Here is a 25529-nt window from a genome sequence, read left to right as displayed (position 1 = left end):
AGGCAATCCTCCGGCGATGACATCGTTTGCAAGACTTGCGCCCCTGAAGCGGCGTATCGGCTAAAATCGCCTGCATTGCCCGCTCGCAGCGATACCGGCGGGCATGAGAATCGCAGTCGGACCGGCAGGGCGCCAGCCGGATATTCATCTCAATATCGGGACAGCAGCCAGCCGCCGCCGTCATCCTTCAATCAGGGAATCAGGGAGAACCACAGCAATGACAAATCGCCGCAGTTTCATCACCAACGTCGCCGGCCTCGCCGCCGCCTCCTGTCTGCCGGGCACGGTGTTCGCTCAGGCTGCAGCACCGGCGCCGGCTTCCACCGAAGCCACTTTCGCCCGCATCCAGCGCACCAAGACCCTGCGCATCGGTGCAGTGCGCGGCGCCGCGCCGTATTACAACAAGGATCTGGCCAGCGGCGAATGGGGCGGCTTCATGATCGACTTTGCCAAGAGCCTGGCGGCCAGCCTGAACGTCAAGCTGGACATCACCGAAACCACCTGGGGCAACTCGGTGCTGGATCTGCAGACGCACAAGATCGACCTGTTCTTCGGCATGAACCCGACACCGGCGCGGCGTGAAGTGATCGGCTTCTCCGAGCCGCTGTTCCAGAACGCCTTCACCATCGTCTCCAAGAAGGAATACAAGACCTGGGCCGACCTCAACAAGCCGGAAGTCAAGATCGCCGTGGATATCGGTTCCTCGCACGATCAGATGATCTCGCGCGTGTGCCCGAACGCCACCATCGTGCGTCTGGAAAAGGCTGACGACGCCACGCTGGCGCTGCAGACCGGCCGCGTCGATGCGCAGGTGCTGGTGTGGCTGCTGTCGCTCAACGTGCTGAAGAAGAATCCCTCGCTGGGCAAGATGTACGTGCCGATGCCGCTGGAAGCGACGTCGACCAATCTGGGCCTGCCGAAGGAAGATGACAAGACCTGGGCCGAGACCGTCAACAAGTGGATCGTGGCCGAACGCACCGCCGGCAAGATCAAGCCGACCGTGCTGAGCAATCTGCAGAAGTTCTCCGGCGTGAAGCCGGAAGATGTGCCGCCGCAGATTCCGCTGTAATCAGCGTTGCATCGGTGGCTGCTTCTGCGGCCATCGCTTGCTGCATGCTGCATGTTCAGAGCCCCGCGCTGATGTCAGCCGCGGGGCTTTGTTTTTTCGGGCTTGTTTTTTCTGCAAGAGGCACGGCGTCGGCATCGTTTCATGCGCTCTGAGACGGCCGTCTCAATCAGCCGCCATGCTGCAGCGCAGAGTAACTCCCGAAAACGCCTGTGTTAAAACTGAGCATGTACCCGGTTCGCGGGTGATATGCACACAAGCGCGACGCCTGCGAACCGGTCGAACCTTAAGGAGTTCGTCATGCCCTACGTTCCGCAGGTCGATCACATGCGCCGCGTGCGCAATCTGATCGAAGGTCGTTTGCCGGAGTCCGGCGCCTATCTTCAGCGGTTGGCGTCGTCTTACCGGCGCTCGCTCGACCAGCATCATCTCGACCCTGCCAATACTTGCGGCCCGCGCGTGTTGACTGCGCCCGAGCTGCGCCAGATTCAGCACGAGGATGAAAGTTTTCTGCGCGCCTCGGGTCAATGTCTTTCCATGCTGCATCAGATGGTGCGCGAGGCCGACTATTGCGTGATGCTGACCAATGCCGCCGGCGTCACCATCGATTACCGCGTGGATCACGATCGTCGCAAGGATTTCAAGCGCGCCGGCTTGTATCTCGGTTCTTGCTGGTCGGAGCGCGAGGAAGGCACCTGCGGGGTGGCCAGCGTGCTGCAGGATCAGATGCCAATCACAGTGCACAAGAGCGATCACTTTCGCGCCGCCTTCACCACGCTGACCTGCAGCGCTTCGCCCATCTTCGCGCCGGACGGCGGTCTGATCGGCGTGCTGGATGCCTCGGCCATTCGCTCGCCCGACGAGCGCGACAGCCAGCGTCTGGTGAACCAGATCGTGCGTCAGAGCGCGGTGCTCATCGAGGATGGCTATTTTCTCAACGCCACAGCCGGCGACTGCGTGCTACTGGCGCACCGCAACCGCCATTACGTGGAAGCACAGCCGGAAATCCTGATTGCCTTCGATGCCGTCGGCAACATCACCGCCGCCAATCGCTGCGCGCGCACCTGCATCCCGGCCTTGCAGAATCTGCCGTTGCCGCTGGAGCAGGTTTTCGATCTGCGTGCCGAGCGACTGTTGGGCGCCCGCGCTGATCACGAACTGGTGAGTCTGCGCTTGCTGGATGGCGGTGCCTCATTGCATGCACGGGTACGCATGCCGGCGCGGCGGATCGTTCATCATTTGCCAGAAGCCCGATCCGGCAACGCGCCACCGACCACCGCGGCCGCTGCAGCATCGCGCGCCAAAGAGACGGTAGCGTCCGCACCGGAGCCGGCGGATCTGCCGGAGCCCCTGGAGCGCAAGCGCATCATCGCCGCACTCGAGGAATGCAAATGGCGGCCGGTACCGGCCGCCGCGCGACTGGGTATGTCGCGCGCCACGCTGTACCGGCGCATACGCCAATTCAAAATCGTGGCGCCGCACCGACGTTAGCGGCACTTACGCAAAAGCCGGCCGCAAGGCCATCATCCCTCAGGCGGGCGCAGACCCGCTTTCCATTGAAAGCAAGCACCATCTATTTCTGATAGAGGAGACATCATGTCCATAACAAACGCAGATCAGGCCGTCGCCGGCATGCTCGAAACGCTGGAAGGCCATCTCAGACACGGCAGGGCCGAAGCCGCTGCCGGACTCTTTCTGGAGGACAGTTACTGGCGCGATCTGGTCGCGTTCACCTGGAACCTCAAGACCCTGGAAGGGCAGCAGCAGATCGCCGACATGTTGCGCCAGCAGTTGCCGGCGCTGGGCGAGATACGACTGCGCCAGGCGCCCGGCGAAGCGGCCAGTGAGGCCGACGGCGTCACGCAATCATGGATCACGGTAGAAACCGGCGTCGCACGCGGCAGCGGTCTGATCCGTCTGAAAGACGGCAAGATCTGGACGCTGCTCACCACCATGTCCGAGCTGAAAGGACACGAAGAAAACAAGGGCGTGCGGCGGCCGATGGGCGCCGTGCATGGCGTGCACACCGGGCGCAAGAGCTGGAAGGAAGAGCGGGAACAGGAACTGGCCGAACTCGGCCGCAGCGAGCAGCCTTATTGTCTGATCATAGGCGGCGGGCAGGGGGGCATCGCGCTCGGCGCACGACTGCGTCAGCTCAAGGTGCCGACCATCATCATCGAGCGAAATGAAAAGCCCGGCGACAGCTGGCGCAAGCGTTACAAGACCTTGTGCCTGCACGACCCGGTCTGGTACGACCATATGCCCTACATTCCCTTCCCGGAAAACTGGCCGGTGTTTACTCCCAAGGACAAGGTCGGCGACTGGCTGGAGATGTATGCCAAAACCATGGAGCTCAACTTCTGGGGTTCGACCGATTGCAAGTCTGCGGCGTATGACGAAGCCGCCGGCGAATGGCGCGTAGTGGTCGAGCGCGGCGGCCAGCAGATTATCCTGCGGCCAAAGCAACTGGTGCTGGCCACCGGCATGTCAGGCAAGCCGAATCTGCCGAAGTTCAAGGGCATGGAGGTCTTCAAGGGCGAACAGCATCACTCGTCGCGGCATCCCGGGCCGGACGCCTATCGCGGCAAGAAGGTGGTGGTGATCGGCGCCAACAACTCTTCGCACGACATCTGCGCCGCGCTATGGGAAGCCGGCGTGGACGTGACCATGGTGCAGCGTTCATCGACCCATATCGTCAAATCGGATTCGCTGATGGAACTGGCGCTGGGCGATCTGTATTCGGAGCGCGCGGTGGCGGCCGGCATGACCACCACCAAGGCCGATCTGACCTTCGCCTCGATTCCCTACAAGGTCTTGCCGCAATTCCAGATTCAGGTGTTCGACAAGATCCGCGAGCGCGATGCGGAGTTTTACGCGCGGCTGGAGAAGGCCGGCTTCATGCTCGATTTCGGCGACGACGGCTCCGGCCTGTTCATGAAATATCTGCGGCGCGGTTCCGGCTATTACATTGACGTCGGCGCCTCCGAACTGATCGCTGACTGCAAGATCAAGCTCAAGAGCGGCGTCGATGTGAAGGAGATCAAAGAGCATTCGGTGCTGCTGTCCGACGGCAGCGAGTTGCCGGCCGACCTGATCGTCTACGCCACCGGCTATGGATCGATGAACGGCTGGGCCGCCGATTTGATTTCACGCGAAGTGGCGGACAAGGTCGGCAAGGTATGGGGACTGGGATCGGACACCGTCAAGGATCCGGGCCCGTGGGAAGGCGAACAGCGCAACATGTGGAAGCCGACGCAGCAGCCGGCGCTGTGGTTCCACGGCGGCAACCTGCATCAGTCGCGCCACTATTCGCTGTATCTGGCCTTGCAGCTCAAGGCGCGCATGGAAGGACTGGCGGCGCCGGTGTATGGCTTGCAGCAGGTGCATCACTTGTCCTGAGTTTGCCGGTGAGCGCGCCTGCATTTGTGTATGCCGGGAAGCCGGTGCGTAAAACCATCAGGCCGGCAATGCATGCCGGCCTGATGGTCTGATCTACGTGAATTATGTGTGCCGAATGTGCCGGGACGCTGGCTCAGCGCAGTTCGGGATGCCCCGCATCCACTTCTTCCAGCACCAGCTCGAAGCAGATCAGCACCGGATTGTGACCGCGCTTCAGACGTCCGCTGCTGACCGTGCCGTAGCGATCCGCCAGCGCGATGTCGAGCTGGGCGCGCAAGCCATCGGCGCCGCTTTTCACGAAGCCGTGCTGCACCATGATTTCGGTTTCCATGTTGGTGACCTGGTGGCCTTCTTCGAATTCGGCGCCGATGATGCTGCCCACGCTGCCGCGCACGATGGCGTTGCTGAAACCGTTTTCGCGGCAGGCTTCCTCTATGCCTTGCAACAGATCCTGATTCGGTTTCAGACGCGCGATGGCGATGCGCGTGGAGGCGGCTTGCGTCGGTTGTTCGCCATCGCTGATCGGACGAAACAGCGTGAAGCGGGTCTCTTCATCGAATTCTGCCTGCATGGTGGCATTGCCCAGCCCCCAGGCTTGCGCAATCGTGGCTTCGCCGACGATGGCCTGATCGTTGAGGATGTGGCCGCCCTGCAGACTGCCGTCCGACAAACGCCACACCGCATGGCAATGTACGAAAGGCACGCCGTCGCGGCGGCCGAAGGTGGCGCGTGCGATCTCGCAGCGGGCGCCGGTTTCTATGGAGAATTGTTCGCTGTAATAGGCAGCGTGTTCGCCGTCGGTGGCTTGCGCCGGCATCACGAAATGGTGCGGCGACAACAGCATGCCGTCCAGCTTCACGGTGCCGCCGATGATGCCGGCCTCCAGCAAGGGGTCGGACAGCGCCTGCAGCAGGCTCTTGCCCGGCTCCAGTCGGAACTCAAGATAGCGGCCGGGGCCGGCCAGGGTATCGAGCCGGCACACCGAAGGCGTACCGGGCTGGCGCACAGAGCGCAGGGGCAGGGGCGCGTTCATGCGGCGCTCCCGCAGCGGGATGAAAGTGCGGCGCAGCGGCCGCAGCTAATTCGGTGGGTGTCGGTTCTATGTGGTGCGGGCATGTCGTCTCCTGGCTCTGTTGAATGGCTGTCCGCATTTTCTTGTTGTGCTGATTGCCTGCGGTCGGATGCGGATTATTTTAGTCTGAATCGGCTTCTTGCACAGGACGAGCACAAACGTCCGTGCGCAGAGCGAAGAAGGCCATGGAAAGGAGTTGCAGACGGCAAAAAATGATCAGCTTCGACGACGGCGGGCCTGTCATCGGACATTGCGTCGCCCAGGCCGCCAGGCCTTGCGACACGAGGGGCCCTCAAACTTGGTACGGACCCAGGTTTTCGTGCAACAATCAGCAACATTGCGACGCGCCATATTCTTCCTATCAAAAGCAAAAAATCCACATCCTCACATGTTCTCGTGAGGATTCATTGTTAAACGGCAACTCCTCTTTGCGAAACCAGATCGGCCCTGCAGACAGGCGCTGAGAACGTATCTTCGTACTTCCATCTGACTTTGGTGTAATGACCCCGGGCACCAGCCTGCACCGCGGGGTCGGATATTGCATTGCAGAAAAATAATTAACAATCCAGCCGGCGCGATGGATGTCTTGCACATCGCGCCTGCGTGCTTCATTCCGTCCCAAGAAAAGCTTCCCGCACATCGATCGAGTAGCCGTTCGCTGATCGACCGCAAATCAGTAGCGCATCAACAATGGAAAATCATGAATAGCCGAAGCAAGCATCTCGATGTTGCAAAGAGCATTTGTCTGATTCTGATGATCGCAGGGCACACAAAAGGCGTAGATAAATCCATCTATCACCTTATCTACTCCTTCCACATGCCGGCATTCTTCGTCATCGCCGGCATGACGCACACGGCGGGCCGGACCAGTTGGCTGGATCAGGGCTGGCGCAAATTCAAGCGACTCATCGTGCCGGCCTGGTTGTTCGGTGCGATAAGCGGCATTCCCTATGCGGCCAGGCTTGCGAGAGGCAAGATTTCCGCTTCAGATTTCACGCACCGGTTCTATGGCACATTTACCGGAAAGGCAGACACCACCAGCACATTCGACAGCACGCCGCTCTGGTTTCTGTATGCCCTGTTCTTTGTGTATGTATTTGAAATATGTACCTGTGCAATCCTGAACATGGTCAGACGCGCTTCGATGATCGTTTTCATCCTGGTTTTCTTGAGCATTGATCTTTTTGGTTACAGTGAATATGGGCTCACTCAGATCAAATACACCCTCACAGGCATTCTCTTCTTCCAGGTTGGGGTCGCGTGCAAAGGATTGTTCGACACGCCTGCCCGCCGGATTTTTCTGGCAGTGTCTTTTGTGGCCTGGTTTGTCGCCACGCTGCTGAGCCCGACGATAGGCCTGAACGCCGGCTATCTGGGCAGCGGCGTCGTCAATATAGCCACATCGTTTCTGGCGGCAGTGGCCGGCACCTATTTTGTCATTCAGGTTTCACGCCGCGCGCCACAGCGCCCGGACCTTGGCCGTCTGGCGCAAATCAGTTTGCCTATCGTTGGTCTCAATTATTTTGTCGAGCAAAGACTGAATCCCTACATGAGCGGCTTGCCTCTGTTTCTTCTTGAGATGGCGGTGCTGGTAATGATTGCCTACGCGACCTCAAGAATGGGCCGCCTGGGAATGGCCCTGCACGGAAGAATCTGACTTCCGCATCAAGCTGCGTGGTGACGGGGCCGTGCCGCCTCAGTCCGTTTCGCCGGGCGTCATGCCGGGCACGCCTTTTCTGATTGCTTTCGCGTAATCGTCGTCCGGTCCGGCGGCGCGGGCGCGTGCGGTGATGTGGCCGGCCGTCTTGAGCGCGGCGAAGGAGTAGCCCGGCGTCAGGCCGCCGTGATCATAGGCGTAGTCGGCGAAATAGCCCGACAACAGCAAGCGGTAATCGGTCGGCAAAGCAGGCGATAGCAGACGCGCCAGCTCGAACACGATGGTGGTGCAATTGCTGGTAAGGGTGTTGTAGAAACTGGGTTCGGCGTGCAGCTGCGCGGCCTTGCCCAGATATCCGAGAAAGACTTTGCGCAACTGATCGGGTTTCAATTGCAGGCGGTACAGATAGACATCCTCGCCGCGCGCGTTGGTGCGGGTGCGGATGATATCGCTCTCGTCGGCCGCCACGATCACTTGCTCGAACTGTCGGAAGAAGCCGCCGAGGGCGGAGAAGCGTTCTCCCTTTTCCTTGCGGATCTCCAGCGAAAACACCAGACGCCGGCCGTCGTCGAAGCCGAACGACACCAGGGTATGCGCGATCGCGGGGCCCATCCAGTAAGACAGCAGCAGATCGGCCGAGACCAGATGATCCAGGTCGTATTGGCGCGTCTCCCAGCGGACGTCGTAGTCGCTCTCGCTGCGCCAGCTGAAATTGCGCACATTGTTCAGCGTGACCTGATTGCCTTGCACCTTCGACTCCAGCATGCGCTGCACATCATCGGCCCAGACGCGCTGGTGCGAAGGCAAGACGGCGCTCCACCAGGCCAGCAGCGTAATGACGCACAAGGCAAAGGCGGGCGGACTCCAGCTCACTGCGCCGGTCGCCGGCAGTTTCAACATCGTTCCCAGGGCGGCCAGTGCCAGCAGCGACCACGCAGCGATCACGACACCGCGCATCCAGACCGGCGCCGGCAACTGAAACCAGAGCGCCAGCGCGCCCCAGGCTGCCAGCGCGACGACGGCCAATGCCAGCAGGATCATGGCCGGCCAGCGCAGCCAGGGCAGGGAAGAAAGGGTGGGGAGGAAGGAAAATGCCGCCATGCTCAGGTGCTTGAGATCGAGATATTGAGAAGCTGTTTCAGAGCCTGGCGCCAATACAGCGGCATCTATTCTGCGGCAGTATGCTCCCGGTCTGAGCAGGCCCAGGCCGGGAGCATGCCATCTGTCAGGCGTTGAAGCGCGCCAGGAAAGCCTGGGTCGCCGCTTGTTGCGGTGCGTCGATGACCTGCGATGGCGGGCCGGCTTCGACCACCACGCCGTCGCGCATGAAGATCACCTGATCCGCGACTTCGCGCGCAAAGGCGATTTCGTGCGTCACCAGAATCATGGTCATGCCATCCTTGGCCAGACTGCGGATCACATTCAGCACTTCGCCCACCAGCTCTGGGTCGAGCGCCGAAGTGGCTTCGTCGAACAGCATCACGTCGGGTTGCATGGCCAGCGCGCGGGCAATCGCCACACGTTGCTTCTGGCCGCCGGACAGGCGTTGCGGATAGATTTCCGCGCGATCTTCCAGCCCCACCTTTTGCAGCAGCGCCTGCGCCTTGCTGCGCGCTTCGGCCTTCGGCGTGCGCAGCACGGTCAGCATGCCTTCCATCACGTTTTCCAGCGCGGTCATGTGCGGGAACAGATTGAAGTGCTGGAACACCATGCCGGTGCGCGCACGGAAACCGGCCAGCTCGCGGTCCTTGGGCAGCTTGGAGGTCTTGCCGTCGAACTCGAAATGACGCTCGCCGATGCGCACCGAGCCGCGATCCGGCACGGTCAGCAGATTCAGGCAGCGCAGCAGGGTCGACTTGCCCGAGCCGGACGGCCCGATCATCGCCACCACGCTGCCCTTGCCGATCTGCATCGAGATGTCTTTCAGCACCACGTGGTCGCCGAATGCTTTTTTCAGATTGCTGATCTGGATCATGGCCTTGCTGTCGTTGGTTTGAGTCGCGTTGTTGGTGCTCATCATCATGCTCCCTGCTGTGCCGCGAGGTAGTTTTCCAGACGCTTGGCGAGGATGGTGGCCGGCAGCAGAATAAGGAAGTAGATCACTGCGACCAGCGTGTAGATTTCCAGCGGACGATAGGTTTCGTGCGCAATGATCTGGCCCTGATACAGCAGATCCGGCACCGCCAGCACCGACAGCAGCGAAGTGTTCTTCAACTGCATGATGGATTGATTGACCAGCGGCGGCGTCATGCGCTTGAAGGCTTGCGGCAGGATGATGCGCTTCATCAGCTGGAAGCGCGTCATGCCGAGCGCCCAGCCGGCTTCCGACTGGCCGACTTCGATCGAGACGATGCCGCCGCGTATGATTTCGGAATAGAAGGCGCCGCCGTACAGCGAGAGCGACAGCATGGCCGCCGTGCCGGCCGACATTTCGATGCCGACCAATACTGGCAGCGCATAGTAGAACCACACCAGTTGCACCAGCACCGGGGTGCAGCGAAACACTTCGACGTAGGCGCGCAGCGGGCCCGAGATCAGGGGATTGGTCGACAGCCGGCCCAGTCCCACCAGCAGCCCGATCAGCAGGCCGAGCGCGATACAGGCGATGGTGTAGGCGATGGTGTAGCCGAAACCGACCGCGATGATGCTCCTGAATTGCCAGAGCGAGCCAAAGTCCCATTGATACATCTGAGGTTTCCTTCAATGCAAATAGAGCCGGCTCCACTCCATAGCGGGGCCGGGGTGTTCAGTTGGTGTTCGGGTGCGTTGCGCGTGAGAAAGACTGAGTGTTCTGCGAGTGCATGAACTGTGCCAGAGGTCGCGGCGCGCAGCGTGGAGGCCGGGCCGCTGCGCATCGTCGATGGTTGCCGAGGATGGCCGCTGGAATTCCGGTGGTCCAAAAAACTTCGGCAATTGTAATGGAGACGCCTGCGGCCCGCCATGAAAGATGTACGCGCAGCGTGCACGCCAAGGATGTTGCCGGCCGGTGGCGCGATCCGATGCGGCTTTCGCTTACTGCTCGTTCCCGTCGTGTGGGAACGTACGTCCGGCCTGCGATTGGTTAAAATAGCGGCCGGCCCGAATGGCATGGAGCGGCGTGATCTGAGGTAATTCGCTGTGGCAACGAGGCCCGGTATCAATCTTGCATCGCCTGCGCCTTCCTTGTGTGCGGCGATTTTGCCGTACGCTTTCCTCTGCTTCGTCTCGCTTTGTCCCGTTTTGTCCGTTTCTTCAGGCCTCTCTCAATGAACTCAAACGTATCTGCCGCTGACTCCCATTCCAACCCGGACGCCCACGCCAATCCCGACGCACAGGCTCAGCCGCGCGCCGTGCTGATTACCGGCGCGGCGCGCGGCATCGGCGCCGCCACCGCGCTGACGCTGGCCGGGCAGGGCGCGGCGCTGGTCTTGCATGCGCGCAGCGATTCCCCTGAACTGCAAGACACCGCCCGGCGCTGCCGTGAACGCGGCGCCCGTTGCGTGCTGGCGTATGGCGACATGGCCGCGCCCGGCACCGCGATTCTGCTGCGCGATACGGCGCTGGACGCCTACGGCCGGCTGGATGCGGTAGTGGCCAACGCCGGTTTTGCCGACCGCAAACGCATCGGCGAACTGACGGCGGCCGACTGGTCGCGTTCCATCGATGCGCTGCTGGGCGGCTTCTTCCATCTGGTCAGCGCCTGCAAGGAGGCTTTGTCGAATGCGCCGGCGGCGCGCGTGGTGGCGGTCAGTTCTTTCGTGGCGCACGTCTACAAGCTGGGCGATTCGGGCTTCCCGGCCTCGGCTGCGGCCAAGGCCGGCATCGAGGCGCTGGTCAAATCGCTGGCGGTGCAACTGGCGGCCACCGGCGGCACCGTCAATGCCGTGGCGCCTGGCTATGTACAAAAATCCGACCCGGCCAAATCGGCCATCGACCCGGCGGCCTGGCAGGCTGCGCTGGATCGCATCCCGCTGCGCCGGCTCGGCCAGCCGCAGGAAATCGCCGCCGTCATCGCCTTCCTGCTGAGCCCGGCGGCTTCGTACGTGACCGGGCAGGTCTGGCATGCCGACGGCGGGCTGACTTTGTAACTTACTTTATAAATTATTATCGGTCGGCCTTGGTCCGACCGTATTCGGATCGGCTACGATCCTTCCTCTTTCAGCGAACCCATTTCATCCATGCGCATCATCGTTCTCGGCGCCGGCATTGTCGGCGTGACCACTGCTTATTTCCTGCAACAAAAGGGCTATGAAGTCACCGTGGTCGAGCGCCAGCCGCAAGTCGCGGCCGAAACCAGCGTCGGCAACGCCGGCCATGTCTGCCCTTCTTACGCCACCCCGTGGGCGGCGCCCGGCATGCCGGGCAAGTCGCTCAAGTGGTCGCTGCAGAGCTGGTTCGGCATCGAGTCGGCGCTGCGTTTCACGCCCCGCATGGACAGTCATCAATGGGGCTGGCTCAAGCAATTCCTGGCGCAATGCACGCCCGAGCGTTACGCCGTCAACAAGGCGCGCATGGGCCGCCTCGCGCGTTATAGCCATACTCAGCTCAAGCAGATCCGCGAACGTCTGAACATTCAGTACGAACAGACCACCGGCGGCAATCTGCAACTGTTTCGCACCCAGGAAGGGCTGGACAATGCCAGTCTGTCGACCAAGGTGCTGGCCGAGGCCGGCGTCGCTTTCGAGCTGCTGGATGCGGATGGCTGCGTGGCCTTCGATCCCGGTCTGCATGCCGCGCGCGGCGAGCTGAAAGGCGGGCTGCTGTTGCCGATGGACGAAACCGGCAACTGCCCGCTGTTTGCGCGGGCGCTGGCGGCATGGCTGCAGACTCAGGGCGTGGAATTCAAGATGTCGACCACGGTGGATGCCATCGAATTCGCCGGCGGCAGCATCACCGGCCTGCGCACCGCAGGCGGCACGCTCAAGGCCGACGCTTACGTGGTGGCTTGCGCCAGCGCTTCGGTGCCGATGCTGCAGCCGCTCGGTCTGAGTCTGCCGATCTATCCGGTCAAGGGTTACGCGATCACGGTGCCGGTGGCCGATGCCGGCAGTGCGCCGCGCAGCGGTGTGATGGATGAGTATTACAAGGTGGCGATCACGCGCATGGGCGACAACATCCGCGCCGCCGGCACCGCCGAGATCGGCAGCTGGGACACCACAGTTACGCCGCGCGACTGCGCCACCGCGATCAAGTCGCTCAAGAGTCTGTATCCGCAAGGCGCCGATCTGGCGCGTATTGAATACTGGGCCGGCCTGCGCCCGATGACGCCGGACGGCGCGCCGCTGATCGGCCATACCCGTTTCGCCAATCTGTATCTGAACGCCGGGCATGGTTCCAACGGCTGGACCACCGCCTGCGGTTCCAGCCGTCTGATCGCCGACAAGATTGCCGGCGTCGCCAGTGAAATCGAGAGTGGCGATCTGAGTCCGCAGCGGGTGATCTGACGTTTTGATTTGATCCGAATGCGCCTCAGGGCGCATTGACAATGGTCTGCTCAGCGATCAAACAGGCTATCCACATTATCGCCGTTGTTGAATGCGCTTACGCCCCAGCCGGTTGGCGTCTTGTAGAAGATGAACTGCCAGGGAATGGCCTGCTTCTGCGTCTTCTCGATATAGCTGAGCTTGAGCAGCGACTCGCCGACTTTTTCCGCACGAATGAACTCATAGCCCACCGAGCTGCCGACCTGCGCCTCGATTGCCATGCGCGATGAACGAGCCGTGACGCGCGCAGCGTCGAGTGCGCGCACATCGATCAAGGCATACGGCGCCATCACCCCGTAAGCGTCATCGGTGCGGCCGGCGCCGGCTTGCGCCATGACCTTGTCGGTCAGGGCACGGACTTCGGTTTCGGATTTCAAGGTGTCGGCGTGCGCGCTGGCGACGCCGGCGATCGCCAGCAGTGCAGCCGGCAGAAAATTTCGTAATGACATGATGTCCTCCTGATGAATGGCTGAGCTTTCAATGCACAGAACGGCTATTGTGCCAGCTTCGGCGACGCTGTTTCCGAAGGCCTGAAGTGATGGCCGTCGAGGGCGTAACCACTGTCTGATCCGCGCTGCTTCATCCGATAAAAAGCAGTGGCGCACGCATCGAAATATCGCCGTGCAACACCTTGTAAAGCAGCCGCGTACGCAGCGTAAATCAAGGTAAATGGAAAGTAACAATTGAACTTCGGCAGCTATGATCAAATCCGGTTCTTCATCTGGATGTCGTCATGCGTACCTTGATTCTTGCTTCGTTGGCTGCTACGTCGCTGTCGGGTTGTCTCGTGCTGTCGTCCAGTCCTATCATTGACGCTGCGAACGTCCTCGGCACGACCATTTCGGGCGTGGCTTCGATGACACCCAACCCGCCGCAAAATCCCATCGTCTACAGCAAGGCTGCCATTCGCGACATCTGCATCGAGTGGAACGGTGCGGTTGCGCTCAGCGATTTCGTGCCTAGCCTGCAGAGCGAGCTGATGCGCCACGGCGTGCAGAGCCGGGTGTACGACGCCGGCACGCAGGCGATTGCCTGCCCGGTGACGCTGTCGTACATGGGCTATGTGAAATGGGATACCAAGGTCTTCAATAATGCCTATCAGCCTTACCTGACGTATGCCACGCTGACGCTGCGTCGCGAAGGTCGCGTCATGGGCAGCGCGCAATATCGCATCGGTTCGATGGGGCAGGATAAATGGTCCAACACTTCGGAAAAACTGGCGCCGCTGGTCGATGCGCTGTTGCCGGGAAATCCGGCGCCGCTGGTTGAAAAGACGGGGCCGGTGCAGAACGTGGCGAGCGGTTTCTAAGCCGTCGCGGACACTTGTCCGAGGCGTGCTTCACACCGCCGGCATCACCCAATCGAAAGCACATGAAAAAACTGGAAATCTCTCTGAGTGATTTCCAGTTTTTTTTATGTGCGATGCCTGTGTGACCTGCGCCAGGCCGCAAAAAAATGGCAGCCGCAGCTGCCGTTTCGTCCTGTCTGAATCACGCTGCGCGTAGCGGATTACCAGAAGCTCAGCACATTGCGGAAGAACTGCTGCATCCAGCTTTGCGAGTTGGCATCGGCCACTGAGCCGCCGCCGACTTGTTCCAGGCGCGCATCGGCGACGTTGGCGGACTCCACCACGCCGTTGCGGATGTCGCGATTGCGAATCACGCCGGAGAAGCGCAGCGTGTTGACGCTGCCGTTCATGCCGATGCGCTTTTCGCCGGCGACCACCAGGTTGCTGTTAGGCAGCACTTCGATGATGGACACCATCAGCGTGCCCGACATGCTGTTGGCATTGTCCGTCTGGCCGGAACCCTTGAATGAGTTGGCGCCGGCGGCGGTATAGTCGGCGCGTGCATTGAACAGCGACGACAGCATGGTGCTCAGCGAGTTGCCGCCGGTCAGCCCGGTTTGCGACATGCTGCTGTCGCGGCTGTTGGTGGTGGTGGACTTGTTGCTGCCGGTGAGGGTTTCGGAAATCTGGATTTTCAGAATGTCGCCGACGTTGTGGGTGGTCGGCTCTTCGAACAACTGCGCGCTGCTGACGCGAAAGATCGAGCCATTGTTTTCCACATTGGCGACCGGATACGCCGAGCGCACGCTGGTCGGCCCGCTCACCAGCGGCGCCGGGCTGGTGCACGCACACATCAGGCCCGCCAGCGACAGGCCGGCTATCAGTCGGTAATCTAGTTTCATGTTTTTACACCCCCCGGAATAAGCGGCCCGCCACGAGTGGGGCCTGGCGCCGTTCTGTGCGGCAGCCTCTGATCCATGAAGGGACCGTGGCTGAGACGTAGCGGCTCGTTTGTTCATGATGCTTGGGGATGATGTAAGCAGCCGTTAATAGTTTGTAAATGCGGGCAAACAAAAATAAATGCGCGTTAAGTGCCATTCAGGGCAGCATGCAAGCTGCCGTAACGCATGCGGGGGTCATGCAATTTCACATGCGACCTGGCCTGCGTCCATCCTTCCGGCGCGGTGCTCAAACGCCGTCGCACGCATCGCGGCCATGGTTTCCGGGCATAATGGCGGCAATTTCATTGCTGCATGCCCAGGGCATGCCAATCCGACATGGCAACAGAAAAAACACAAACAAGCGTGCACGACCAACTGGTGTCCACCCGCATTCGTGCGCGCATCAAGGCGGCCGGGGTTCGGTTTCACGCCAACGACAATATCGCCGCCTTCATTGAAGAGGGCGAGCTGGAACAGTTGCAGGCGGAAGTGCAGAGCAAGCTGGCGGCTGTGCTGGAAAGCCTGGTGATTGACGTGGAGAGCGACCACAATACCCAGGACACTGCCAAGCGCGTGGCCAAGATGTATTTTCAGGAAGTGTTCCGCGGCCGCTACCAGCCGGCGCCGCCGGTGACCGAGTTTCCCAACATCGAGCGTCTCAATCAGTTGATGATTGTGGGCCCGATCACAGTGCGCAGCGCCTGCTCCCACCACCTGTGCCCTATCATGGGCAAGGTCTGGGTCGGCGTGATGCCCAATGAGCATTCGAATCTGATCGGCTTGTCCAAATATGCGCGGCTGCTGGAATGGGTGATGAGCCGTCCGCAGATTCAGGAAGAGGCAGTCTCGCAAGCGGCCGATCTGCTGATGAAGAAGCTGCAGCCGGACGGCCTGGCGATCGTGATGGAAGCCGATCACTTCTGCATGCACTGGCGCGGCGTGAAGGATACCGAGTCTAAAATGATCAACAGCGTCATGCGCGGTTCTTTCTTGCGCGACGCCAATCTGCGGCGCGAATTTCTCGCGCTCATTTCCAAGCGGGGTTAAGCATGCTGGTGCGTCTGATCTATGCAAGCCGTTCTCTCCAACCCTTGAAGCACGAGTTGGTCGACGCCATTCTGGCCAGTGCGCGCAAGCACAATCCGGAGCAGGGGATCACCGGCGTGCTGTGCTACAGCGAGAGCATTTTCGTGCAGGCGCTGGAAGGCGGTCGCGATCAGGTCAATCGCCTGTATGCGACGCTGCAGAAAGACGCTCGCCATCGGGATCTGATTCTGCTGGCTTACGAGCAGATCGACGTGCGCCAGTATCCTTCATGGACCATGGGCAAGATCCGGCTGGACAAGGTCAACCGCTCGCTGCTGCTGAAGTATTCCGAGACCGGCGAACTCAATCCTTACGCGGTGTCGAGCTGCGCCACCGTGGCGCTGCTCAATGAGCTGGCGGAGACGGCGGCGTTTTCGACGCGTGACTGAGAATGCAGTACTGAGGGCCCAGCGCAACGCGCGTGAACAGCCGAGAGGCTTACAGATCGGCGTTGGGTAATTGCAGATTGCCCCATTTGCCGGGATCGGCATAGGCGATGATCTTGTCGCTGGCGTGACCGAGGTCGATGATCTCCGGCTTCAGATAGGCGTGATTCTGCGTTGAATAAAACACCTTTACCTTGGGCGTGAGCAGATTGTTCATGCGCTGATCCACCACCAGCGCCAGCTTGCCCGAATGCATCAGCACACAGGAGCCGGTGGGATAAATCCCGATCGCCTTGACGAAGGCTTCCAGCACCATGGGGTCGAAATGGCCCTGATTGCCGGCCATGTGCTTGATCGAACGCGCCGGATCCCAGCCTGCCTTATATGGGCGATTCGAGGTCACAGCGTCATAGACGTCGCACACCGCCCCCATTTTTGCCACCAGTGAAATCTGATCGCCCTTGAGGTTGAACGGATAACCGCTGCCGTCTATCTTTTCGTGATGATGCAGGGCAACGTCGAGCGCGTCGCTGCCGATGCCATCAATGCCGCGCAACATGGCGTGGCCGGCGACGGTATGCGAACGCACCGATGCGAATTCCTCTTCGGTCAGTTTGGCGGGTTTGTTCAGAATATCCAGCGGCACCGCCATCTTGCCGACGTCGTGCAACAAGCCGGCCATACCGGCCTGGCGCGTGGCGTCGGCCGACAGGCCGAGCTGGTTGGACAGCGAAATCATCAGCGCGCAGACGGCGACCGAGTGCATGTAGGTGTAATCGTCGGCGTTCTTCAAGCGCGCCAGGCTGATCAGAGCGTCGGCGTTGCGCGAGACCGAGGACGTGATTTCGGTCACCAGGCCGATCGCATCCTTGATGTCGATCGCTTTGCCCATGCGCGCTTCTGCAAACATCGACATCACGGTATCGCGCGAGGATGAAATGATCTTCTGCGCGCGCAGGCGTTCAACGTCGGTGCTCACGCGAGTGACGCGCGCCGGCGCGGCTGTGATGGCTGCGGCAGCGGCGATGAGCTGCGGGTCGCCCTCGTCTTGCGCTTCTTCGACTTGCTCCGCTTCCGCCAACTCTTCTTCGCTCAGGACGTCGAGGCCTTTGCTGGTGTCGATCAGCAGTTCGCTGATTTTGGCGGCGAACAGGGCTTGCAGGTCTTCGGGTTTTTCCAGCAGGAAGGAGTTGCGCCAGAACGGGTGATTGATCCACGAGCCAGGGATGGAGTGGACATACATGCCGAGCCGCAATTGCTCTGTTGTAATGGATTTCAGCATTGCGTATTTCCGATATTGCCGGAACGGCCGTTAATGATGGCGTGCTTACGGTGCCGAAACATGAAAACCCCGATTAACTTTTTTGGCAGTGCGCACGTCTTAGCGCGTGCAGCTTCATCCTAGCAGAATGTTTTTAATTTCGGCTGCTTGCGGGGGCGCCGTCTTGAACTAAATTTGCATGTACCCCACACATCTTGATGAGGGGAAATTTTTTGCCGGGCTCGTGCGACAAAAAGATGTCATGCGTCAATCTTCGGAGCGTCAGGCGAGCAGCGGAGCAGGTTGGCCGGAATTGAAAACGGCGTTCACAGGGAACGCCGTTTTGGGCACTGCTCGCCATCCGGATCTTATTTTCCGGGCGCCGGTGCGTAAGGATTTTTAGTCAGCAGTCGCAAGAAGCTGGCCAGACAGGCAACGCCGGCGAAGGCGGCGCCTGCGCCGAGCGCGAACCGCGAACCGTGCAACTCTGACAAATTGAAACACAAGGCCACCAGCGCCGCGCCAATACTCTGGCCGAGCAGACGCGCGGTGGCGACGATGCCGCTGGCGCCGCCGCTGCGTTCCGGCGGCGCGCTGGTCATCAGCGCTTTCAGATTGGGCGACTGGAAGAAACCGAAGCCCATGCCGCAGATCAGCATGCGCCAGCTGATTTCCCAGGCATCCGGCCGCTCCGGCATGAAGGTCATCGAGAACAGGCCGAAACACAGCATGGCCAGACCGACGCCGCCCAGAATGCCGACCGGGTAGCGGTCCGACAGCCGTCCTGCGATCGGCGCCATGATCGCCACCGCCACCGGCCAGGGCGTCATCAACAGGCCGATTTCCACCTGCGTGCGTCCCAGATCGTGGTGGAAGAAAAACGGCAGCGAGACGAAGGCCAGACCTTGCGCCGCGAACGAGCAGACCGCAGTGATGGTGGACAGGGTGAACATGGGGTGGCGAAACAGATCGACCGGCAGCATCGGCGCCGGATGCGAAGCCTGACGCCGCAGCAGGAACAGGCCGCAGACCAATGCCGACAGCAGCTCGGCCAGCACCACGCTGGTTTCGGCCTGATGCGCGCCTTCACCGATCGCCAGAATCAGCATGCCGAAGGCGGCGGCATTGAGCAGCGCGCTGCGCAGATCGAAATGGTGGCTCGACAGCGGCGTATGCGGCAGCGCCGGGATCGCCAGTGCAATCGCCAGCACACCCAGCGGCACGTTCACCGCAAACAGCCAGGGCCAAGGCGCGATTGCCAGAATGGCCGAGGCCACCGACGGGCCGACGGTGAAGGCAATCGCCACGATCAGGGTATTGAGGCCAACCCCGCGCCCGAGCGAGCGGGTCGGATAGATGAAGCGGATCAGCGCCGTGTTGACGCTCATGATGCCGGCTCCGCCCAAGCCTTGCAGAAAGCGCGCCACCACCAGCGAGGGCAGCGACCAGGCCACCGCGCACAGCAGCGACGCGGCGGTGAACAGCACCAGACCCCAGATATAGATGCGGCGGTAGCCGACGATTTCGCCCAGTGCCGCCAGCGGCAGCAGCGACACCATCATCGCCAGCTGGTAGGCGGTGACGATCCAGACCGAGGAGGCCGGCGTGGTATTCAGATCGAGCGCCATGGCCGGCAGGGCGGTGTTGGCGATGGCGGTATCCAGCGTGGCCAGTCCGACGGCGATCAGCAGGGTCAGGATGGCGCGCCCGCGTTGATCCGGCGGCAGGCCTTCGCCCGCAATGACAATGTGATGGGGGGCGGGTTCGCTGGGGCGGTCAGATGTGGTGGACATGAATGGCGGAGGCGCGGGTGATTTATGTGCCGGACAATGGCTGTAAGAGCAATCAGTCTGGACGGCCCTGAAGGTCGAGGCAAGCCGGTGGTTAGCCGCCAATGATAGCCGGGAACGCCTTCCATTGCTGTGGCGGCGAGTTTTGCCGGTACCGTTGCCGCTCCGGCGCCCGCTGCAATCGATTGCAAGCGGCGGTGGCGCCGGGCGAGCGGTGCGCTATGATGGCGGTCTGCGCCGGCCTCGCCGGCCGCTTGTTCATTCATTCACGTAATGCCTGGGAGTCGTAAGCATGTCTAATCAGCAGTTGTCGGATCGCGTGTGCAGTTGGATCGATCAGCACTTCGATGAAGAAATTGATTTTCTGCAGCAGATCGTCCGTATTCCTACCGACACGCCGCCCGGCAATAATGCGCCGCACGCCGATGCGGTGGCCGAGCTGATGCAGGCCTGGGGCTGGCAGGCCGAGAAGCATCCGGTGCCGCAGCAACTGGTCAGCGATTACGGCATGCAGAGCATCACCAACCTGATCGTGCGCCGCCCGTATTCGGAAGCCGGCCCGACCATCGCCCTCAATGCCCACGGCGACGTGGTGCCGCCGGGCGAAGGCTGGAGCAAGGATCCCTACGGCGGCGAAGTGGTGGATGGCCGCATGTATGGCCGCGCGACAGCGGTCTCCAAAAGCGATTTCGCGACCTATATCTATGCGGTGCGCGCGCTGGAGTCGCTGGGCATCAAATTGAAGGGCGCGCTGGAACTGCACTTCACCTATGACGAAGAGTTCGGCGGTCTGCTTGGCCCGGGCTGGCTGCTGGAGCAAAAGCTGACCAAGCCGGATTTCCTGCTCGGCCCCGGCTTCAGCTACAACGTGGTGACGGCGCACAACGCCTGCCTGCAATTCGAAGTCACGGTCAACGGCAAGGCCACGCATGGTTCCATGCCTGAAACCGGACATGATGCCCTGCAAGCGGCCACCGCAATCCTGCAAGCGATCTACGCCGCCGTGCCGGGTTTGAAGAATATTTGTTCGGAGATTCCCGGCATTAGCCATCCGACCATGATCGTCGGCCGCATCGACGGCGGCACCAACACCAATGTGGTGCCGGGCAAGGTGGTGCTGAAGATGGATCGCCGCATGATTCCGGAAGAAGATCCGGTGGCGGTCGAAGCCGGCGTACGCCGGCTTATCCAGGATGCGGTGGCGGGTCTGCCAGGCATCACGGTCGAGATTCGTCGCCTGTTGCTGGCGCGCGCGCTGCGTCCGCTGCCGGGCCACGAAAAGCTGGTCGACAGTCTGCTGCGCAATGCCCAAAGCGTGATGGGCGAGCAATTGAGCACCAATGGCTCGGCGCTGTACACCGATGCGCGTCTGTACGGCGAGTACGGGATTCCGGTTGCCCTGTTCGGCGCCGGACCGCGCACGCTGATGGAGTCGAATGCCAAGCAGGCCGATGAAAATGTTGCGCTGGACGATTTGCGCAAGGCCACCAAGGTAGTGGCGCTGACGTTGCTGGATTTCCTCGGAGCGGAAGCGTAATCGTCGCAAATGGCGTGGACCGCGCAAAAACTGCGGCAGATCAAGTAAACCTGATCCGCTGCGGGTGCGCAGCAAAGGCCGGAGACATGCCAGGGGCAAGCGTCTCCGGCCTTTGTCGTTTCTGTTTTCTTGAAATTGTTATCAGTCTGATATCGTCTGTCGACTTTCTCCGACCAGCTCATCTTGATTACAATGGCGGTTCGAAAATGAGATTCAAACCATGCTGAACGCCATCGAGCAGCTCCCCCATGCGGCGGAACGGCCCGTCCGCAAGCCCGCCTTTCAAGGCCTTTCTTTCCGTCAATTATTGCTGGCGGCATTTCTGCTGATTGCCGCGCTGCTCAGCGGCACCTCGGTGCACGCCTTGTTTACGCTGGATCGCATGGCCACCCACAGCCGCGAGACCGCGCGCCAGGCGGTGCAACTGACCGAAGAGGCACAACGTCTGGCCGAGCGCAGCGTCGCCATGGAACGCAGCGCGCGCCAGTATCTGGTGCTGGAGGATGCGGCTTTTCGTGATCGCTATATAGAAGCGCGCGATCAGGCGCGCCGTGCGCTGGATGAGTTGTCGCAGGCCCTGCCGGAAGCTGCGCCCGATCTGTTCAGCGAATGGAAGACCTATGCCGATACCGCAGCCGGCATCATCGATTCCGACGATCGCAAGCTCAAGGCGCAGCAGGGCGAGCTGTTCCAGGCCTTCGCCCATCTGCCGGCCCTCAATGAAAAGCTGGCGCAGGAAAGCCGGCGCGAAGTCGAGCATCGCAACAATGCCTTGTCCGTCACGCTGGAGCAGCAACGCCAGATGCTGACCTTTCAGGTGATCGGCTCGATTCTGCTGGCGGTGTTGCTGGCGTTCTGGTTCGGGCTCTGGCTGTCGCGTCCGCTGGCGCGGCTGGAGCATGCCATCAGCCGGCTCGGGGAAAATCGCTTCGACCAGCCCATCGAAGTGCGCGGCCCGGCCGACATCTGCCGCCTCGGTCAGCAGCTCGATTGGCTGCGTCAGCGTCTGGCCGAGCTGGAGGCGGAGAAGTCGCGCTTTCTGCGTCATGTCTCGCATGAACTGAAAACGCCGCTGGCCGCCTTGTGCGAAGGTGCGGCCTTGCTCGACGACGAAGTCGCCGGCAAGCTCTCCGATAATCAGCGCGAGATAGCCCGCATCCTGCGTCAGAACACTTTGTCGCTGCAGACCCAGATTGAAGACCTGTTGCGCTACAACGAAGTCTCCTTCGACGCCCAGCGTATTCACCCGGTGCCGGTCGATGTGCGGGCTTTGCTGCACAAGGTAGTGGCCGACCAGCGCCTGCAATGGCTGGCGCGCAATCTGAAGGTGGAGATTGAAGGCGTCACGCGCACCCTGGCGCTGGATCCGGAAAAAATGGCGATCGCGCTGGCCAATCTGTTGTCGAATGCCGTGCGCTTCAGCCCCGTTGATGGTCTGATACTGTTCGTGATCTCGGAAGGTTCGGGCGTGGTGCGCATCGATTGCATCGATCAGGGGCCGGGTGTGGCGCATACCGATTCGGCGCGGATTTTCGAGCCCTTCTATCAGGGACTGAATCAACCGTCCGGCGCTCGCCGCGGCAATGGCATCGGCCTGTCGGTGGTGCGCGAATACGTGCAGGCCCACGATGGCCGGATTCAACTGGTGCCACATGATCGTGGCGCGCATTTCAGAATAGAGTTGCCGCATGAGAAATAAACTGATTCAAGCCGTGCCGCTGGTCTTGTGTCTGCTGCTGGCCGCATGCGCTACGCCGCAGGAAGAAGTGACGACGGCGCCGACCTCCACCGTCAAGCTGGTGCACACCGGAAGCAGCATCGATGACTTGCTGGCCTACCATCAGGCACTGCGCAAAATGTCGCCGCCGGAACTTGGGCGCGAACTGCAGAGTCTGAATGGCCGCACACCCGGCGCCCTGGTGTCGGTGCAAAAGGCCATGGCCCTGTGCCTGACCCGCGATATGGCTGATCTGGCGCGAGCGCAAACGCTGCTGTCGAATGTCCTGGCCGACACGGGTGCGCAGGCTGACAGCGTCAAGCCGCTGGCGAATTTGCTGGCCTTCAATCTAGCCGAAATCCGGCGGCAGGCCGACAACGCAGAGCGTTCCGGGCAGCAGGCGCGCGAGAACCAGCGCAAGCTGGATCAGTTGAGCGAGAAGCTGGAAGCGCTGAAAAACATTGAGCGCAGCATGCCGCTGACACCGGGCAAATGATTACCGAATAAAGACATCATCAACTTCTGCGGAGAGCATGACGATGAGCAATGCGCCGCAATTATTACTGGTAGACGACGATCCCGACCTGTTGCGGCTGCTGAGCCTGCGCCTGCAGGCCAATGGTTACCGCGTGGCGACGGTCGGCAGCGCTGAAGCCGCGCTGGCGCAGATGGACATCGCACTGCCGGCGCTGGTGATCACCGATGTGCGCTTGCCGGGGCAGGACGGGCTGGCGCTGTTTGATCAGATCCGCCTGCGTCACGCCACCTTGCCGGTGATCCTGCTGACCGCCCACGGCACCATCCCCGATGCGGTTGAAGCTACCACGCGCGGCGCGTTCGCCTATCTCACCAAGCCCTACGACAGCACACTCTTTCTGGACAAGATCGCTCAGGCCCTGAATCTGAGCGCGCCGCCGCTGCTGGGCGAAGACGAAGCCTGGCGTGCCGATCTGATCAGCCGCAGTCAAAAGGTGGCCGAGTTGCTGGCCGAGGCCAAGCTGGTCGCCGCCTCGGACGCCAGCATCCTGCTGCGCGGCGACAGCGGCACCGGCAAGGAATTGCTGGCGCGCGCGATTCACCGTGCCAGCCCGCGCGCGCAGGCGCCTTTCATTGCGGTCAATTGCGGCGCGATTCCCGAGCAGTTATTGGAGTCCGAGCTGTTTGGCCACGTCAAAGGCGCTTTCACCGGCGCCGTCGAGCAGCGCGATGGCCTGTTTCAGGCGGCGGATGGCGGCAGCTTGTTCCTCGATGAAATCGGCGACATGCCTTTACCGTTGCAGGTGAAACTGCTGCGCGTGCTGCAGGAGCGCACCGTGCGCCAGGTTGGCGCCAATCATGCGCAGGCGGTGGACGTGCGGGTGATTTCGGCGACCCACCGCGACCTGGAAGCGGCGATGGCCGAAGGCTCGTTTCGCGAAGATCTGTATTACCGCCTCAATGTGGTCACGCTGAACCTGCCGCCGCTGGCTGAGCGCCGCGAAGACATTTCATTGCTGGCCAATCATTTTCTGCAAGCGATTGCGACGCGCTACGGCAAGCGTCTGAACGGCTTTGCGCCGGACGCGCTGGAGTTGCTCAGCATGGCCGACTGGCCCGGTAATGTGCGGCAGCTCTATAACGTGGTGGAACAGGTATGCGCCTTGTCGACCGCGCCGCTGATTCCCGCATCCCTGGTGCAGCGCGCCTTGCGGGTGCCGGCTCTGGATATGCTGCGTTACGCCGATGCCAAGCAAAAGTTCGAACGTGACTATCTGATCCGCATCCTTAAGTTGACTGACGGCAATGTATCGGACGCTGCACGCCTGGCCGATCGCAATCGCACCGAGTTCTATCGTCTGCTGCAGAAGAACGGACTGGATCCCCGCATGTTCAGAGGCGATGAGGATCCTGTCGTCATAGAGCGACAAGATTAAGTTCTTATAAATCAAGGGTTTATGGATTCGCACAGGGAAGGTGTCGCCGAGGGGCGACGGATTTCGCCTATTTGGGCCATATTTTCCCTGAGCCGGGCCAAGCATTTTGCCTATTGATACTCTAAGTCTTTGAAAACAAAGAGGATTACCCTTGCTGGCACGGGCCTTGCGAATAAAAGGGCAGGGAGCGCCGATCCGGTGCTGTCACCACCTTCTATATATGTAAAGGAGATCATCATGGAAAAAACCAAAATGATTACCAAGCTGGCTAGCGCTGCATTCATCTCTGCCACCGTATTTGCGCCGATGGCTCACGCCGCTGATACTGCGGCCACCGGCGGCACCAGTTCCAAGACCGCACAGAAGGCTGGCGCTTATGTAGATGACTCGGTCATCACCGCCAAGGTCAAATCTGCCTTCGTTGAAGACAACCAGGTATCGGCATTGAAGATCAAGGTTGTCACCAAGCAAGGTGTCGTAACGCTCAAGGGTAATGTGCCGACTGCTGAGGCGGGCCAGCATGCATTGCAGGTCGCAGCGGGTATCGACGGCGTGAAGGACGTGAAGAGTGAACTGATCGTCAAGTCTGCTTAATCTGTAGTTGAATTTGCTCAGTAGCTTTAGTGAAACAACGTAGTTGCTTCATCTGCGAAGTGCAAAAAGCCCATCCCGGCAGGGATGGGCTTTTTGTTTTGGTTGTTGGGTTTGTTGGTGTTGAATTCATCTGTGAGGCAGAGTGGGCGTGGCTTTGATGGGGTTTGCCGTGGAGTTGTGTGTGGAGGTGGGGGAGTTGATTGATAAAATAATTAAACTATTTTGCAAAAAGTACTTGCGCGGTGTTGATGTGGTTGCTATAGTCCGCCCCCTGCTGACGCAACGCAGAAAGCGGAGTGAAAAACGAAGCGGAGTGGCGAGCAAAAGCAGGGTGGGAAGGTGGTGGTTTTGCAGGGGTTG

General features: G+C 60.9%; 22 protein-coding genes. 14 read left to right on the top strand and 8 right to left on the bottom strand.

The genetic code is table 11. The annotated features are described in order from the left end of the window. Positions 1-217: 217 nt before the first annotated feature. The 3 genes from PQR62_RS22550 (at position 218) to PQR62_RS22540 (ending at position 4465) form a co-directional block, all read left to right on the top strand. Positions 218-1069, top strand: a complete 852-nt coding sequence (locus PQR62_RS22550; protein WP_408160295.1) for a transporter substrate-binding domain-containing protein — start codon at positions 218-220, stop codon at positions 1067-1069. A 297-nt stretch (positions 1070-1366) separates the two neighbouring features. Beyond that, positions 1367-2557: a sigma-54-dependent Fis family transcriptional regulator gene (locus PQR62_RS22545; protein ID WP_408160294.1), complete on the top strand. Its 1191-nt coding sequence runs from the start codon at positions 1367-1369 to the stop codon at positions 2555-2557. 105 nt (positions 2558-2662) lie between these two features. After that, positions 2663-4465, top strand: coding sequence for an NAD(P)/FAD-dependent oxidoreductase (locus PQR62_RS22540; RefSeq protein ID WP_408160292.1), 1803 nt, complete (start codon positions 2663-2665; stop codon positions 4463-4465). A 133-nt stretch (positions 4466-4598) separates the two neighbouring features. Here the strand turns inward: PQR62_RS22540 and PQR62_RS22535 are convergent, their stop codons facing one another. After that, on the bottom strand, positions 4599-5498 hold the full coding sequence (locus tag PQR62_RS22535) for a PCC domain-containing protein (protein ID WP_408160291.1): 900 nt from the start codon (positions 5496-5498) through the stop codon (positions 4599-4601). Between the two features lie 616 nt (positions 5499-6114). Here PQR62_RS22535 and PQR62_RS22530 point away from each other — a divergent pair. Continuing rightward, entirely contained in the window at positions 6115-7194 is a 1080-nt protein-coding gene (locus PQR62_RS22530; RefSeq protein ID WP_408160290.1) for an acyltransferase family protein, read from the top strand. 39 nt (positions 7195-7233) lie between these two features. Here the strand turns inward: PQR62_RS22530 and PQR62_RS22525 are convergent, their stop codons facing one another. The 3 genes from PQR62_RS22525 to PQR62_RS22515 form a co-directional block, all read right to left on the bottom strand. Next, complete coding sequence (locus tag PQR62_RS22525; protein ID WP_408160289.1) at positions 7234-8295, bottom strand: Lnb N-terminal periplasmic domain-containing protein; 1062 nt, start codon at positions 8293-8295, stop codon at positions 7234-7236. A gap of 124 nt (positions 8296-8419) precedes the next feature. Continuing rightward, on the bottom strand, positions 8420-9217 hold the full coding sequence (locus PQR62_RS22520) for an amino acid ABC transporter ATP-binding protein (protein ID WP_408160288.1): 798 nt from the start codon (positions 9215-9217) through the stop codon (positions 8420-8422). Beyond that, positions 9214-9882: an amino acid ABC transporter permease gene (locus tag PQR62_RS22515; RefSeq protein ID WP_408160287.1), complete on the bottom strand. Its 669-nt coding sequence runs from the start codon at positions 9880-9882 to the stop codon at positions 9214-9216. The genes PQR62_RS22520 and PQR62_RS22515 overlap by 4 nt, the downstream gene beginning before the upstream one ends. 557 nt (positions 9883-10439) lie before the next feature. Here PQR62_RS22515 and PQR62_RS22510 point away from each other — a divergent pair. Beyond that, positions 10440-11261 carry an SDR family NAD(P)-dependent oxidoreductase gene (locus PQR62_RS22510; protein WP_408160286.1) on the top strand — a complete coding sequence of 274 codons (822 nt, stop codon included), beginning with the start codon at positions 10440-10442 and terminating at the stop codon, positions 11259-11261. Positions 11262-11351: 90 nt separating this feature from the next. Then, positions 11352-12617: a D-amino acid dehydrogenase gene (locus PQR62_RS22505; RefSeq protein ID WP_408160285.1), complete on the top strand. Its 1266-nt coding sequence runs from the start codon at positions 11352-11354 to the stop codon at positions 12615-12617. Between the two features lie 50 nt (positions 12618-12667). Here PQR62_RS22505 and PQR62_RS22500 read toward each other — a convergent pair whose 3' ends face one another. Further along, complete coding sequence (locus PQR62_RS22500) at positions 12668-13105, bottom strand: hypothetical protein (protein ID WP_408160284.1); 438 nt, start codon at positions 13103-13105, stop codon at positions 12668-12670. Between the two features lie 284 nt (positions 13106-13389). On the opposite strand from PQR62_RS22500, the gene PQR62_RS22495 reads away from it, so the two are divergent. Beyond that, positions 13390-13965 carry a cell division protein FtsI gene (locus PQR62_RS22495; protein ID WP_408160283.1) on the top strand — a complete coding sequence of 192 codons (576 nt, stop codon included), beginning with the start codon at positions 13390-13392 and terminating at the stop codon, positions 13963-13965. A gap of 200 nt (positions 13966-14165) precedes the next feature. Here PQR62_RS22495 and PQR62_RS22490 read toward each other — a convergent pair whose 3' ends face one another. Further along, entirely contained in the window at positions 14166-14846 is a 681-nt protein-coding gene (locus PQR62_RS22490) for a flagellar basal body L-ring protein FlgH (RefSeq protein WP_408160282.1), read from the bottom strand. A gap of 375 nt (positions 14847-15221) precedes the next feature. Between PQR62_RS22490 and folE the strand changes: the two genes are divergently transcribed. Both folE and PQR62_RS22480 read left to right on the top strand, forming a co-directional pair. After that, positions 15222-15932, top strand: coding sequence for a GTP cyclohydrolase I (gene folE, locus PQR62_RS22485; protein ID WP_408160281.1), 711 nt, complete (start codon positions 15222-15224; stop codon positions 15930-15932). Between the two features lie 2 nt (positions 15933-15934). Continuing rightward, the gene (locus tag PQR62_RS22480) at positions 15935-16360 is read left to right on the top strand and encodes a BLUF domain-containing protein (RefSeq protein ID WP_408160280.1); all 426 of its coding nucleotides are present in this window, start codon (positions 15935-15937) and stop codon (positions 16358-16360) included. 49 nt (positions 16361-16409) lie between these two features. Here the strand turns inward: PQR62_RS22480 and PQR62_RS22475 are convergent, their stop codons facing one another. Together PQR62_RS22475 and PQR62_RS22470 are read right to left on the bottom strand one after the other, a co-directional pair. Continuing rightward, complete coding sequence (locus PQR62_RS22475; protein WP_408160279.1) at positions 16410-17639, bottom strand: cyclic di-GMP phosphodiesterase; 1230 nt, start codon at positions 17637-17639, stop codon at positions 16410-16412. A gap of 347 nt (positions 17640-17986) precedes the next feature. Continuing rightward, on the bottom strand, positions 17987-19411 hold the full coding sequence (locus PQR62_RS22470) for an MFS transporter (protein WP_408160278.1): 1425 nt from the start codon (positions 19409-19411) through the stop codon (positions 17987-17989). Between the two features lie 289 nt (positions 19412-19700). Here PQR62_RS22470 and PQR62_RS22465 point away from each other — a divergent pair, with 289 nt between their 5' ends. From PQR62_RS22465 to PQR62_RS22445, 5 genes are all read left to right on the top strand, one after another. Continuing rightward, complete coding sequence (locus tag PQR62_RS22465) at positions 19701-20945, top strand: M20/M25/M40 family metallo-hydrolase (RefSeq protein ID WP_408160277.1); 1245 nt, start codon at positions 19701-19703, stop codon at positions 20943-20945. A 220-nt stretch (positions 20946-21165) separates the two neighbouring features. Further along, positions 21166-22644: a sensor histidine kinase gene (locus PQR62_RS22460; protein ID WP_408160276.1), complete on the top strand. Its 1479-nt coding sequence runs from the start codon at positions 21166-21168 to the stop codon at positions 22642-22644. Then, positions 22634-23158, top strand: a complete 525-nt coding sequence (locus tag PQR62_RS22455) for a hypothetical protein (protein ID WP_408160275.1) — start codon at positions 22634-22636, stop codon at positions 23156-23158. Before PQR62_RS22460 ends, PQR62_RS22455 begins: the two co-directional genes overlap by 11 nt. A 37-nt stretch (positions 23159-23195) precedes the next feature. Further along, on the top strand, positions 23196-24575 hold the full coding sequence (locus PQR62_RS22450; RefSeq protein ID WP_408160274.1) for a sigma 54-interacting transcriptional regulator: 1380 nt from the start codon (positions 23196-23198) through the stop codon (positions 24573-24575). Positions 24576-24812: 237 nt separating this feature from the next. Then, on the top strand, positions 24813-25169 hold the full coding sequence (locus tag PQR62_RS22445; RefSeq protein WP_408160273.1) for a BON domain-containing protein: 357 nt from the start codon (positions 24813-24815) through the stop codon (positions 25167-25169). Positions 25170-25529: the final 360 nt, after the last annotated feature.

Origin of the sequence: Herbaspirillum lusitanum, from assembly GCF_046025995.1 — a bacterium.
GTDB lineage: Bacteria > Pseudomonadota > Gammaproteobacteria > Burkholderiales > Burkholderiaceae_D > Herbaspirillum > Herbaspirillum lusitanum_A.
This window is presented reverse-complemented; position numbering and strand designations above follow the sequence as displayed.